General features: G+C 50.0%; 13 protein-coding genes. All 13 read left to right on the top strand.

The annotated features are described in order from the left end of the window. Positions 1 to 39 precede the first annotated feature (39 nt). Complete coding sequence (gene mioC / locus OGY19_RS20515) at positions 40 to 489, top strand: FMN-binding protein MioC (protein ID WP_048213790.1); 450 nt, start codon at positions 40 to 42, stop codon at positions 487 to 489. Positions 490 to 861: 372 nt separating this feature from the next. After that, the gene (gene mnmG / locus OGY19_RS20510) at positions 862 to 2751 is read left to right on the top strand and encodes a tRNA uridine-5-carboxymethylaminomethyl(34) synthesis enzyme MnmG (RefSeq protein WP_061066899.1); all 1890 of its coding nucleotides are present in this window, start codon (positions 862 to 864) and stop codon (positions 2749 to 2751) included. A 102-nt stretch (positions 2752 to 2853) separates the two neighbouring features. Next, on the top strand, positions 2854 to 3477 hold the full coding sequence (gene rsmG / locus OGY19_RS20505) for a 16S rRNA (guanine(527)-N(7))-methyltransferase RsmG (RefSeq protein WP_048213788.1): 624 nt from the start codon (positions 2854 to 2856) through the stop codon (positions 3475 to 3477). A gap of 614 nt (positions 3478 to 4091) precedes the next feature. Continuing rightward, positions 4092 to 4472: a F0F1 ATP synthase subunit I gene (gene atpI, locus OGY19_RS20500; RefSeq protein WP_048213787.1), complete on the top strand. Its 381-nt coding sequence runs from the start codon at positions 4092 to 4094 to the stop codon at positions 4470 to 4472. An 8-nt stretch (positions 4473 to 4480) separates the two neighbouring features. Beyond that, the gene (atpB, locus tag OGY19_RS20495; RefSeq protein WP_005121454.1) at positions 4481 to 5296 is read left to right on the top strand and encodes a F0F1 ATP synthase subunit A; all 816 of its coding nucleotides are present in this window, start codon (positions 4481 to 4483) and stop codon (positions 5294 to 5296) included. A gap of 46 nt (positions 5297 to 5342) precedes the next feature. After that, entirely contained in the window at positions 5343 to 5582 is a 240-nt protein-coding gene (gene atpE / locus OGY19_RS20490; protein ID WP_000429386.1) for a F0F1 ATP synthase subunit C, read from the top strand. Positions 5583 to 5641: 59 nt separating this feature from the next. Continuing rightward, on the top strand, positions 5642 to 6112 hold the full coding sequence (gene atpF, locus OGY19_RS20485; RefSeq protein WP_040232304.1) for a F0F1 ATP synthase subunit B: 471 nt from the start codon (positions 5642 to 5644) through the stop codon (positions 6110 to 6112). Between the two features lie 14 nt (positions 6113 to 6126). Next, the gene (gene atpH / locus OGY19_RS20480; RefSeq protein WP_048213786.1) at positions 6127 to 6660 is read left to right on the top strand and encodes a F0F1 ATP synthase subunit delta; all 534 of its coding nucleotides are present in this window, start codon (positions 6127 to 6129) and stop codon (positions 6658 to 6660) included. Between the two features lie 12 nt (positions 6661 to 6672). Beyond that, complete coding sequence (atpA, locus tag OGY19_RS20475) at positions 6673 to 8214, top strand: F0F1 ATP synthase subunit alpha (protein WP_003827026.1); 1542 nt, start codon at positions 6673 to 6675, stop codon at positions 8212 to 8214. A gap of 50 nt (positions 8215 to 8264) precedes the next feature. Beyond that, a complete protein-coding gene (gene atpG / locus OGY19_RS20470) occupies positions 8265 to 9128 on the top strand; it encodes a F0F1 ATP synthase subunit gamma (protein ID WP_005121458.1) in 864 nt (287 codons plus the stop codon). Between the two features lie 26 nt (positions 9129 to 9154). After that, positions 9155 to 10537, top strand: coding sequence for a F0F1 ATP synthase subunit beta (gene atpD, locus OGY19_RS20465; RefSeq protein ID WP_003023806.1), 1383 nt, complete (start codon positions 9155 to 9157; stop codon positions 10535 to 10537). Between the two features lie 20 nt (positions 10538 to 10557). Continuing rightward, positions 10558 to 10977, top strand: a complete 420-nt coding sequence (locus tag OGY19_RS20460; protein WP_005121460.1) for a F0F1 ATP synthase subunit epsilon — start codon at positions 10558 to 10560, stop codon at positions 10975 to 10977. Between the two features lie 655 nt (positions 10978 to 11632). Beyond that, positions 11633 to 13003: a bifunctional UDP-N-acetylglucosamine diphosphorylase/glucosamine-1-phosphate N-acetyltransferase GlmU gene (glmU, locus tag OGY19_RS20455; protein ID WP_048213785.1), complete on the top strand. Its 1371-nt coding sequence runs from the start codon at positions 11633 to 11635 to the stop codon at positions 13001 to 13003. Positions 13004 to 13045: the final 42 nt, after the last annotated feature.

Genomic DNA, 13045 nt, shown 5'->3' with positions numbered 1-13045 from the left:
ACAGCGTACAATGCTGCCTCTTCATCGAGGTAGCGATCAATGGCAGATATCACTCTTATCAGCGGCAGCACGCTTGGCAGTGCGGAATATGTAGCAGAACATCTGGCAGAAAAGCTGGATGACGCCGGTTTTTCCAGCGAAATACTGCATGGACCGATGCTCGACGAGGTTCCGACTCAAGGGGTTTGGCTGGTTATCAGCTCAACGCACGGTGCGGGAGACATTCCGGATAACCTGCAACCTTTATATGACGCATTGCGTGAGCAGAAACCGGATCTTTCGCAGGTACGCTTTGGTGCCATCGGCATTGGTAGCCGCGAATATGACACGTTCTGCGGTGCGATTGACAAGCTGGAAGCTGAACTGAAGGCCTGCGGGGCGAAACAGATCGGTGAAACGCTCAGGATCAACGTACTGGAACATGAGATACCGGAAGATCCGGCAGAGATTTGGCTGGGATCCTGGCATCCATTGCTCAGAGATTTGTAAAGATCGTACTTTTTTATGTGGATAACTCTGGTTAAAAGCTTGGATCAACCGGTAGTTATCCAAAGAATAACTGTTGTTCAGTTTTTGAGTTGTGTATAACCCTTCATTCTGATCCCAGCTTATACGGACCAGGATCACCGATCATTCACAGCTAATGATCCTCAACAACCCGTTGATCTTATTCAAAGGATCGCCCTTATCCACAGATAGTTGCGATCCTAATAAGAGATCACAATAAAACAGATCTCTAAATAAAAAGATCTTCTTTTTAATACCCAGGATCCGAGGTCTTTCTCCATCGACTAAAGTTGAGTAGAATCCACGGCCCGGGCTTCAATCCATTTTCACACCGCGTTATGCGAGGCAATTACCATGTTTTATCAGGATCCTTTTGACGTCATCATCATTGGCGGGGGTCATGCAGGCACCGAGGCTGCAATGGCCGCGGCGCGAATGGGTCAACAGACCCTGCTGTTGACACACAATATCGACACTCTGGGACAGATGAGCTGTAACCCGGCGATTGGCGGCATTGGGAAGGGACACCTGGTAAAAGAAGTGGATGCACTTGGCGGCCTGATGGCAACCGCAATTGACCATGCTGGTATCCAGTTTAGAATACTAAACGCCAGCAAAGGCCCGGCAGTTCGCGCCACCCGTGCTCAGGCGGATCGCGTGCTCTATCGTCAGGCTGTACGTACTGCGTTGGAGAACCAGCCGAATCTGATGATCTTCCAGCAAGCGGTTGAAGATCTGATTGTTGAAAACGATCGTGTTGTCGGTGCAGTGACTCAGATGGGTCTGAAGTTCCGTGCCAAAGCGGTTGTATTAACCGTAGGGACTTTCCTCGACGGGAAAATTCACATTGGTTTGGACAACTACAGCGGTGGCCGTGCTGGCGATCCGCCGTCTATCCCACTGTCACGTCGCCTGCGTGAGCTACCGCTGCGCGTTAGCCGTCTGAAAACCGGCACACCGCCGCGTATAGATGCGCGTACCATCGATTTCAGCGTACTTGGCCAGCAAAACAGCGATAACCCAATGCCGGTCTTTTCGTTCCTTGGCGATGTTTCTCAACATCCGCGCCAGATGCCGTGCTACATCACGCATACTAACGAGAAAACCCATGATGTGATCCGTAATAACCTCGATCGTAGCCCGATGTATGCTGGCGTGATCGAAGGTATCGGCCCACGTTACTGCCCGTCGATCGAAGACAAAGTGATGCGCTTTGCCGATCGTAACCAGCACCAGATCTTCCTTGAACCGGAAGGACTGACGTCTAACGAAATTTACCCGAACGGTATTTCCACCAGCCTGCCGTTTGACGTGCAGATGCAAATTGTCCGCTCCATGCAGGGGATGGAAAATGCCAAAATTGTCCGTCCTGGCTATGCTATTGAGTATGATTTCTTCGATCCACGCGATCTGAAGCCAACCCTGGAAAGTAAGTTCATTCAAGGTCTGTTCTTTGCTGGTCAGATTAACGGTACAACCGGTTACGAAGAAGCCGCTGCGCAAGGTTTGCTGGCGGGTCTGAACGCCGCACGCTTGTCCGCTGACAAAGAGGGGTGGGCACCTGCGCGTTCTCAGGCCTATCTTGGTGTGCTGGTGGATGACCTGTGTACGCTGGGCACCAAAGAACCGTACCGCATGTTTACTTCGCGTGCAGAATACCGTTTGATGCTGCGCGAAGATAACGCCGATCTCCGTCTGACCGAAATTGGTCGTGAACTGGGTCTGGTGGGGGATGAACGCTGGGCGCGCTTCAATGAAAAACTGGAACGCATCGAACAAGAACGCCAGCGTCTGAAATCTACCTGGGTGAACCCGCTTGCCGAATCTGCAGCAGAAGTGAATGCTCACCTGGCTACGCCTCTGTCACGCGAGGCCAGTGGTGAAGATCTGCTGCGTCGTCCGGACATGACCTATGCACAGCTGACGTCATTGTCTGTATTTGCACCCGCGCTTGATGATCCTCAGGCGGCTGAACAGGTTGAAATTCAGGTTAAGTACGAAGGTTATATTGCCCGTCAGCAGGATGAAATCGAAAGACAACAGCGTAACGAGAATACGTTGCTGCCTGCGACTCTGGATTATCGTCAGGTTTCCGGTTTGTCGAATGAAGTTATTGCCAAGCTGAACGATCACAAACCGGTATCAATCGGCCAGGCATCGCGCATTTCAGGTGTCACGCCTGCCGCCATCTCCATTCTGCTGGTTTGGCTGAAAAAACAAGGTATGCTGCGCCGTAGCGCTTAATCACACTATTTGGGCGGGGGCGCTTCGCTTGTCCGCCCTGCAAATTTGTCGACCCGATACGCTATAGCTTATCGGGTCATTGATTATTAACAGGTAACGACCGTGCTCAACAAACTCTCTCGTCTGCTGGCTGATGCTGGTATTTCTCTTACCGATCACCAGAAAAATCAGCTGATTGCGTATGTCGATATGCTGCACAAATGGAATAAAGCGTACAACCTGACATCGGTGCGGGATCCCAACGAAATGCTGGTGCGCCATATTCTGGACAGCATTGTTGTCGCCCCCCATCTGCAAGGCGAGCGTTTTATTGATGTCGGCACGGGACCGGGCTTACCAGGAATTCCTCTTTCTATCGTGCGTCCTGAGGCGCATTTTACTCTGCTGGATAGTCTGGGAAAACGCGTACGTTTTCTGCGTCAGGTACAACATGAACTTAAACTGGATAACATCACTCCAGTGCAAAGCAGGGTAGAAGAATTCCCTTCCGAGCCACCTTTTGATGGCGTGATAAGTCGTGCTTTTGCGTCTCTTAACGACATGCTGAGCTGGTGCCACCATTTACCTGGTCAAAACGGGCGTTTTTATGCTTTAAAAGGGCAATTACCGGAAGATGAGATCGCCACATTGCCTGCGGCGTTCAGCGTCGAATCAGTTGTAAAATTACGGGTTCCACAACTGGATGGTGAGCGTCATTTGGTGGTTATTAAGCCAAACAAAATTTAATTTTTATCAAAAAAAATAGAAAAAAAACGGCTCTTCAGGTGTTAAAAGTCATAGGGAATAGTGTGGTTAAATGTCGTTACATTTCACTAATGTCTTACGGTTTTGCATCATAACTATAACGTACCGTTTTTTGTTAAAAGTGAAACAAGTCAACTGTGAAAATATCAGCCTGCTAAAAATAGAATCAAAGAATCACCGCTTGTGTTAATTTTTTATTATAAATGTCAATGGGTGGTTTTTTTGTTGTTATTCGCTATTTTTAAAACAGTAACGGATTTTAGGCTTAAATATCAAAAAGTTGAAATGGCATCATTTGCCAAGTAAATAAATAGTGCAGGGGCGAATATGCTTAATATGTGATCTGGTGCACGCTTTGCAGCCAGTGTTTACGCGGCTTTTGCAGTTTTGCATGATCGTTCACAGTTTGCCGAAAAGTAATAAATGTGGCCTGGAGAAAAATATTTAAACATTTATTCACTTTTTAGCTACTTATTGTTTGAAATCACGAAGCCGCACCGTATAATTTGACCGCTTTTTGATGCTTGACTCTAAGCCATAAAGAACGTTTTATACGACACGCGGCATACCTCGAAGGGAGCAGGAGTAAAAACGTGATGTCTATGTCGCTCTTGAGTCGAAACGTTGCTCGTAAGCTTTTGCTCACACAGCTTCTGGCGGTAATAGCAAGTGGATTGCTGTTTAGCCTCAAAGACCCTTTCTGGGGCATCTCCGCATTGTGCGGGGGATTGGCAGTGTTACTGCCTAATATGTTGTTTATGATATTTGCCTGGCGTCACCAGGCACATACACCAGCAAAGGGCCGAGTGGCCTGGACGTTCGCTTTCGGCGAAGCCTTCAAGGTGTTAGCTATGCTGGTTTTGCTTGTGGTGGCGTTGGCGGTTTTGAAGGCGGTGTTCTTACCGCTGATCGTTACGTGGGTTTTGGTGCTGGTGGTTCAGATACTGGCACCGGCTGTAATTAACAACAAAGGGTAAAAGGCATCATGGCTTCTGAAAATATGACGCCGCAGGAATACATAGGGCACCATCTGAATAACCTTCAGTTGGACCTGCGTACTTTCTCGCTGGTAGATCCGCATAACCCCCCAGCCACCTTCTGGACGCTCAATATTGACTCCATGTTCTTCTCGGTGGTGCTGGGTCTGTTGTTCCTGCTTATGTTCCGTAGCGTTGCTAAAAAGGCAACCAGCGGCGTACCAGGGAAATTTCAGACCGCGATTGAGCTGGTAATCGGCTTTGTTCATGGCAGTGTCAAAGACATGTACCATGGCAAAAGCAAGGTTATCGCACCGCTTGCCCTGACGATCTTCGTTTGGGTCTTCCTGATGAACCTGATGGATTTACTGCCAATCGACCTGCTGCCGTATATTGCTGAGCATATACTGGGCCTGCCGGCGCTGCGCGTGGTTCCGTCTGCGGACGTAAACATCACCCTGTCGATGGCGCTGGGCGTGTTTATCCTGATTCTGTTCTACAGCATCAAAATGAAAGGCATCGGCGGCTTCGCGAAAGAGTTGACGCTGCAGCCGTTCAATCACTGGGCGTTCATTCCTGTCAACTTAATCCTTGAAGGGGTAAGCCTGCTGTCCAAACCAGTTTCTCTTGGTCTGCGACTGTTCGGCAACATGTACGCTGGTGAGCTGATTTTCATTCTGATTGCTGGTCTGTTGCCGTGGTGGTCACAGTGGATTCTGAATGTGCCGTGGGCCATTTTCCACATACTGATTATCACGCTGCAAGCCTTCATCTTCATGGTTCTGACGATTGTCTATCTGTCGATGGCGTCTGAAGAGCATTAATTTACCAACACTACTACGTTTTAACTGAAACAAACTGGAGACTGTCATGGAAAACCTGAATATGGATCTGCTGTACATGGCTGCCGCTGTGATGATGGGTCTGGCGGCAATCGGTGCTGCGATCGGTATCGGCATCCTCGGGGGTAAATTCCTGGAAGGCGCAGCGCGTCAACCTGATCTGATTCCTCTGCTGCGTACTCAGTTCTTTATCGTTATGGGTCTGGTGGATGCTATCCCGATGATCGCTGTAGGTCTGGGTCTGTACGTGATGTTCGCTGTCGCGTAGTAAGCGTTGCTTGAATTAAGAGCAATATCAGAACGTTAACTAGATAGAGGCATTGTGCTGTGAATCTTAACGCAACAATCCTCGGCCAGGCCATCGCGTTTGTCCTGTTCGTTCTGTTCTGCATGAAGTACGTATGGCCGCCATTAATGGCAGCCATCGAAAAACGTCAAAAAGAAATTGCTGACGGTCTTGCTTCTGCTGAACGAGCACATAAGGATCTTGACCTTGCAAAGGCCAGCGCGACTGACCAGCTGAAAAAAGCGAAGGCGGAAGCTCAGGTAATTATCGAGCAGGCAAACAAACGCCGCGCTCAGATCCTGGACGAAGCTAAAACTGAAGCAGAGCAGGAACGTACTAAAATCGTGGCACAAGCGCAGGCGGAAATTGACGCCGAGCGTAAACGTGCTCGCGAAGAGCTGCGTAAGCAAGTTGCTGTCCTGGCTGTTGCTGGCGCCGAGAAGATCATCGAACGTTCCGTGGATGAAGCTGCTAACAGCGACATCGTGGACAAACTTGTCGCTGAACTGTAAGGAGGGAGGGGCTGATGTCTGAATTTATTACGGTAGCTCGCCCCTACGCCAAAGCAGCTTTTGACTTTGCCGTTGAGCACCAAAGCGTTGACCGTTGGCAGGATATGCTGACGTTTGCCGCTGAGGTGACGAAGAACGAACAAATGGCAGAGCTTCTCTCTGGCGCGCTGGCGCCGGAAACGCTCGCTGAGTCGTTTATCGCAATCTGCGGTGAGCAGTTGGACGAAAATGGCCAGAACCTGATTAAGGTAATGGCTGAAAATAACCGTCTTAATGCGCTCCCGGATGTTCTTGAGCAGTTTATTCACCTGCGTGCAGCCAGTGAGGCTATCTCTGAGGTAGAAGTCACTTCTGCCAATGCACTGAGTGATGAACAGCTTACGAAGATTAGTGCAGCGATGGAAAAACGTCTGTCACGCAAAGTTAAGCTGAATTGCAAAATCGATAAGTCTGTAATGGCAGGCGTAATCATCCGTGCGGGTGATATGGTCATTGATGGCAGCGTACGCGGCCGTCTTGAGCGCCTTGCAGACGTCTTGCAGTCTTAAGGGGACTGGAGCATGCAACTGAATTCCACCGAAATCAGCGAACTGATCAAGCAGCGCATTGCTCAGTTCAGTGTTGTGAGTGAAGCTCACAACGAAGGTACTATTGTTTCTGTAAGTGACGGTGTTATCCGCATCCACGGTCTTGCTGACTGTATGCAGGGGGAAATGATCTCTCTGCCGGGTAACCGTTATGCTATCGCACTGAACCTGGAGCGCGACTCCGTAGGTGCAGTTGTGATGGGTCCATACGCTGACCTCGCCGAAGGCATGAAGGTTAAGTGTACTGGTCGTATTCTGGAAGTTCCGGTTGGCCGTGGCCTGCTGGGTCGTGTGGTGAACACTCTGGGTTCCCCAATTGACGGTAAAGGTCCGGTTGATAACGATGGCTTCTCGCCAATCGAAGTTATCGCACCAGGCGTAATCGAACGTCAGTCCGTAGATCAGCCGGTACAGACCGGTTATAAATCCGTTGATGCCATGATCCCAATCGGTCGTGGTCAGCGTGAGTTGATCATCGGTGACCGTCAGACCGGTAAAACCGCGATGGCAATCGATGCCATCATCAACCAGCGTGACTCCGGCATCAAATGTGTGTACGTGGCTATCGGCCAGAAAGCGTCCACCATTTCTAACGTGGTTCGTAAACTGGAAGAACACGGCGCACTGTCCAACACCATCGTTGTTGTGGCGACCGCGTCTGAATCTGCTGCACTGCAATATCTGGCACCTTATGCTGGTTGCGCAATGGGCGAATACTTCCGTGACCGCGGTGAAGATGCACTGATCGTTTATGATGACCTGTCCAAACAGGCTGTTGCTTACCGTCAGGTTTCCCTGCTGCTCCGTCGTCCACCAGGACGTGAAGCATTCCCGGGCGACGTATTTTACCTCCACTCCCGTCTGCTTGAACGTGCTTCCCGCGTTAACGCGGAATACGTTGAGAAATTCACCAATGGTGAAGTTAAAGGTAAAACTGGCTCCCTGACCGCTCTGCCGATTATCGAAACCCAGGCGGGTGACGTTTCCGCGTTCGTTCCGACCAACGTAATTTCCATTACCGATGGTCAGATCTTCCTGGAAACCAACCTGTTCAACTCCGGTATTCGTCCGGCAGTTAACCCGGGTATCTCCGTATCCCGTGTAGGTGGCGCAGCGCAGACCAAGATCATCAAGAAACTGTCCGGTGGTATCCGTACCGCGCTGGCACAGTATCGTGAACTGGCAGCGTTTTCTCAGTTCGCTTCCGACCTTGACGAAGCTACGCGTAAGCAGCTGAGCCACGGTCAGAAAGTAACTGAACTGCTGAAGCAGAAACAGTATGCCCCAATGTCTGTTGCACAGCAGGGCGTGGTGCTGTTTGCGGCTGAACGCGGTTACCTCGAAGATGTGGAACTGGCGAAAATCGGTAGCTTCGAAGCCGCTCTGCTGGCTTACGTTGACCGTGATCACGCTCCGCTGATGCAAGAGATTAACCAGTCCGGTGGCTATAACGATGAAATCGAAGGCAAGCTGAAAGCTATCCTCGATTCCTTCAAAGCAACCCAGTCCTGGTAACGTCTGGCGGTCTGTCTTAGGGCGGACCGCAAGGCATTGAGGAGAAGCTCATGGCCGGCGCAAAAGAGATACGTAGTAAGATCGCAAGCGTCCAGAACACGCAGAAGATCACTAAAGCGATGGAGATGGTCGCCGCTTCCAAAATGCGTAAATCGCAGGATCGCATGGCGGCCAGCCGTCCTTATGCAGAGACCATGCGCAAAGTGATTGGTCACCTTGCGAATGGTAATCTGGAATATAAGCACCCTTACCTGGAAGAACGCGACGTTAAGCGCGTGGGCTACCTGGTGGTGTCGACCGACCGTGGTCTGTGCGGTGGCTTGAACATTAACCTGTTCAAAAAGCTGCTGGCGGATATGAAAACATGGTCCGATAAAGGCGTTCAGTGCGACATCGCAATGATCGGCTCTAAGGGCGTGTCTTTCTTTAATTCCGTAGGCGGTAACGTGGTTGCTCAGGTAACCGGTATGGGGGATAACCCTTCCCTGTCCGAACTGATCGGCCCGGTTAAAGTGATGCTGCAGGCCTATGATGAAGGTCGTCTGGACAGACTGTACGTTGTCAGCAACAAATTTATTAACACCATGTCTCAGGTTCCTACTCTCACTCAACTGCTGCCTTTACCGGCTTCAGAAGATGAAGAGTTAAAACAAAAAGCCTGGGATTACCTGTATGAACCAGACCCGAAACCGCTGCTGGATACCCTGCTGCGTCGTTACGTTGAATCTCAGGTTTATCAGGGCGTGGTAGAAAACCTGGCCAGCGAGCAGGCCGCACGTATGGTGGCGATGAAAGCCGCGACCGACAATGGCGGCAGCCTGATTAAAGAGCTGCAGTTGGTATACAACAAAGCTCGTCAGGCCAGCATTACTCAGGAACTCACCGAAATCGTCGGTGGTGCATCCGCGGTATAACCAGGTTAATTCGTAGAGGATTCAAGATGGCTACTGGAAAAATTGTCCAGGTAATCGGCGCCGTGGTTGACGTCGAATTCCCTCAGGATGCCGTACCGCGCGTGTACGATGCTCTTGAGGTTATGAATGGTAAAGAGAGCCTGGTGCTGGAAGTTCAGCAGCAGCTCGGCGGCGGTATCGTACGTACCATCGCCATGGGTTCTTCCGACGGTCTGCGTCGTGGTCTGGAAGTTAAAGACCTCGAGCACCCGATCGAAGTCCCGGTAGGTAAAGCAACGCTGGGTCGTATCATGAACGTTCTGGGTCACCCGATCGACATGAAAGGCGATATCGGAGAAGAAGAGCGTTGGGCTATTCACCGCGCAGCACCTTCCTATGAAGAGCTGTCCAGCTCTCAGGAACTGCTGGAAACCGGCATCAAAGTTATCGACCTGATGTGTCCATTCGCTAAGGGCGGTAAAGTTGGTCTGTTCGGTGGTGCGGGTGTAGGTAAAACCGTAAACATGATGGAGCTTATTCGTAACATCGCGATCGAGCACTCCGGTTACTCTGTGTTTGCGGGTGTAGGTGAACGTACTCGTGAGGGTAACGACTTCTACCACGAAATGACCGACTCCAACGTTCTGGATAAAGTATCCCTGGTTTATGGCCAGATGAACGAGCCGCCGGGAAACCGTCTGCGCGTTGCGCTGACCGGTCTGACCATGGCTGAGAAATTCCGTGACGAAGGTCGTGACGTACTGCTGTTCGTCGATAACATCTATCGTTATACCCTGGCCGGTACGGAAGTATCCGCACTGCTGGGTCGTATGCCATCAGCGGTAGGTTACCAGCCGACCCTGGCGGAAGAGATGGGTGTTCTGCAGGAACGTATCACTTCTACCAAAACCGGTTCTATCACCTCCGTTCAGGCGGTATACGTACCTGCGGATGACTTGACTGACCCATCCCCAGCAACCACCTTTGCTCACTTAGATGCAACCGTGGTACTGAGCCGTCAGATCGCATCTCTGGGTATCTACCCGGCAGTTGACCCGCTGGACTCCACCAGCCGTCAGCTGGATCCGCTGGTTGTTGGTCAGGAACACTACGACACCGCGCGTGGCGTACAGTCCCTGCTGCAGCGTTATCAGGAACTGAAAGACATCATCGCCATCCTGGGTATGGATGAACTGTCTGAAGAAGATAAACTGGTGGTAGCACGTGCGCGTAAAATTCAGCGCTTCCTGTCCCAGCCGTTCTTCGTTGCGGAAGTATTCACCGGTTCTCCGGGTAAATACGTTTCCCTGAAAGACACCATCCGTGGCTTTAAAGGCATCATGGAAGGCGAATACGACCACCTGCCAGAGCAGGCGTTCTACATGGTTGGTTCTATCGACGAAGCCGTAGAAAAAGCCAAAAAACTTTAACGCCTTAATCGGAGGGTGATATGGCAATGACTTACCACCTGGACGTCGTCAGCGCAGAGCAACAAATGTTCTCTGGTCTGGTCGAAAAAATCCAGGTAACGGGTAGTGAAGGTGAACTGGGTATTTTCCCAGGTCACGCACCGCTACTCACCGCCATTAAGCCTGGTATGATCCGCATCGTTAAACAGTTCGGTCATGAAGAGTTTATCTATCTGTCCGGCGGCATTCTTGAAGTGCAGCCTGGCAACGTGACCGTACTGGCTGATACCGCGATTCGCGGGCAGGATCTCGATGAAGCGAGAGCCCTGGAAGCGAAACGTAAGGCTGAAGAGCATATTAAGAGCTCTCATGGTGACGTGGATTACGCTCAGGCATCTGCGGAACTGGCCAAAGCGATCGCGAAACTGCGCGTTATCGAGTTGACCAAAAAAGCGATGTAACACCGGCTTGAAAAGCACAAAAGCCAGTCTGGTTTCCAGGCTGGCTTTTTTTTGTTTTGTTGCATAAACATTTAAAGTGAAATCTGTTTTGTGATTTAGATCAAAAAAAGTTGATTGGTTAAAAAATGCGGCGTAGACTCTTTTTATGTGATGAATATCACATAATGAACTCAAATAAAAAGAGATGCCAACATGAAATTACTCAATAAAATCATCGCCATGTTCAGCAATATGAGCTTTTAGCTTTTAGCTTTTACCTGCCCGTCCTGTGGCGCGATGCTTGATATGGTTTATCAGTCAGCGCCACTTGTTGTTATAGATCCTCTCTTCCTCCTCTTCTCCCTCAACTTTTTATTTTCGCGTACGCATTTTCGGTTTCTTACTGAATCACATAAATAAAATCGGGCTTTGCATGTGTAACTCTTTATTCATGCGGTAAAAAAATAGCAAAAACATTAACCTAAGGCTTTAATAAGAGCATGCTCCTGGTTTTTGGGAGACAAAAGGCGCCGATATAGTCGAAAATAGTGAGTTAATAGTTAGGGATTTTCCCCTATTGAACGTTTTATCTTCGGCCCATTTCATGATGAAAAAAATGTAGTATTTTCAATATGAAAGGGTATAAATTCGTTCTCAAATGACAGTCAGGATGTGTATGTTGAATAATGCTATGAGCGTCGTGATCCTTGCCGCAGGCAAAGGTACACGTATGTATTCCGATCTTCCTAAAGTGCTGCACACTCTCGCAGGAAAAGCGATGGTGCAGCATGTTATTGATGCCGCTAATGAATTAGGCGCAACTCATGTACACCTGGTCTACGGGCACGGTGGTGATTTGCTTCAGCAGACGTTGAAAGATGGCAATCTGAACTGGGTTCTGCAGGCAGAGCAGTTGGGAACCGGTCATGCTATGCAGCAGGCTGCACCGTTCTTTGGTGATGACGAAGACATTTTAATGCTCTATGGCGATGTGCCGTTAATCTCCACTGAAACGTTACGCCGCCTGCGCGATGCTAAACCTCAGGGGGGTATTGGCTTATTAACCGTAAAACTGGACGACCCAACCGGCTATGGGCGCATTACGCGTGATAACGGCAGCGTTACTGGCATCGTTGAGCATAAAGATGCGACCGACGAGCAACGCAAGATCCAGGAAATTAACACCGGCATCCTGATTGCCAATGGCGCTGATATGAAGCGCTGGTTATCTAAACTGACCAACAACAACGTGCAGGGTGAATATTACATCACCGATATCATTGCGATGGCGTACCAGGAAGGTCGTGAAATTGCTGCGGTACATCCGGCACGTATTAGCGAAACCGAAGGGGTGAACAACCGCCTTCAGTTATCCCGTCTTGAACGTGTCTATCAGTCCGAACAAGCAGAGAAACTGCTGTTAGCTGGCGTTATGTTACGCGATCCCGCACGTTTTGATCTTCGCGGTTCGCTTATTCACGGGCGCGATGTTGAAATTGATACTAACGTTATCATTGAAGGTAACGTAACCCTTGGCGATCGCGTCAAGATTGGTACTGGCTGCATTATCAAAAATAGCGTAATTGGCGATGGCTGTGAGCTTAGCCCGTACAGCGTGGTGGAAGATGCCCATCTGGAAGCGGCATGTACTATCGGGCCTTTTGCGCGTCTGCGTCCGGGCGCTGAGCTGCAGGAAGGCGCACACGTGGGTAACTTCGTCGAAATGAAAAAAGCGCGTCTGGGTAAAGGTTCTAAAGCCGGTCATCTGACCTATCTGGGCGATGCTGAAATTGGCGATAACGTGAACATCGGCGCGGGGACGATCACCTGCAATTACGATGGTGCTAATAAATTTAAAACCATTATTGGTGATGATGTGTTTGTGGGTTCGGATACTCAACTGGTGGCGCCTGTCACCGTGGGTAAAGGCGCGACGATCGCCGCTGGAACCACAGTGACGCGTAATATCGCTGATAACGAACTGGTATTAAGCCGTGTACCGCAGGTCCATAAACAAGGTTGGCAGCGCCCGGTGAAGAAAAAGTAAGTGATTTTTGCCGGATGGCGGCCTACGTGCGATGACGTTCTG

This window comes from Citrobacter sp. Cy070 (genome assembly GCF_030332245.1).
Classification (GTDB): domain Bacteria; phylum Pseudomonadota; class Gammaproteobacteria; order Enterobacterales; family Enterobacteriaceae; genus Citrobacter; species Citrobacter youngae.
This window is presented reverse-complemented; position numbering and strand designations above follow the sequence as displayed.

What these genes read in the sequence shown, in the direction of transcription:
- mioC (WP_048213790.1), top strand. Translation starts at nt 40, where the DNA reads ATGGCAGATATCACTCTTATCAGCGGCAGCACGCTTGGCAGTGCGGAA.
- mnmG (WP_061066899.1), top strand. Translation starts at nt 862, where the DNA reads ATGTTTTATCAGGATCCTTTTGACGTCATCATCATTGGCGGGGGTCAT.
- atpI (WP_048213787.1), top strand. Translation starts at nt 4,092, where the DNA reads ATGTCTATGTCGCTCTTGAGTCGAAACGTTGCTCGTAAGCTTTTGCTC.
- atpB (WP_005121454.1), top strand. Translation starts at nt 4,481, where the DNA reads ATGGCTTCTGAAAATATGACGCCGCAGGAATACATAGGGCACCATCTG.
- atpE (WP_000429386.1), top strand. Translation starts at nt 5,343, where the DNA reads ATGGAAAACCTGAATATGGATCTGCTGTACATGGCTGCCGCTGTGATG.
- atpH (WP_048213786.1), top strand. Translation starts at nt 6,127, where the DNA reads ATGTCTGAATTTATTACGGTAGCTCGCCCCTACGCCAAAGCAGCTTTT.
- atpA (WP_003827026.1), top strand. Translation starts at nt 6,673, where the DNA reads ATGCAACTGAATTCCACCGAAATCAGCGAACTGATCAAGCAGCGCATT.
- atpG (WP_005121458.1), top strand. Translation starts at nt 8,265, where the DNA reads ATGGCCGGCGCAAAAGAGATACGTAGTAAGATCGCAAGCGTCCAGAAC.
- atpD (WP_003023806.1), top strand. Translation starts at nt 9,155, where the DNA reads ATGGCTACTGGAAAAATTGTCCAGGTAATCGGCGCCGTGGTTGACGTC.
- OGY19_RS20460 (WP_005121460.1), top strand. Translation starts at nt 10,558, where the DNA reads ATGGCAATGACTTACCACCTGGACGTCGTCAGCGCAGAGCAACAAATG.
- glmU (WP_048213785.1), top strand. Translation starts at nt 11,633, where the DNA reads ATGTTGAATAATGCTATGAGCGTCGTGATCCTTGCCGCAGGCAAAGGT.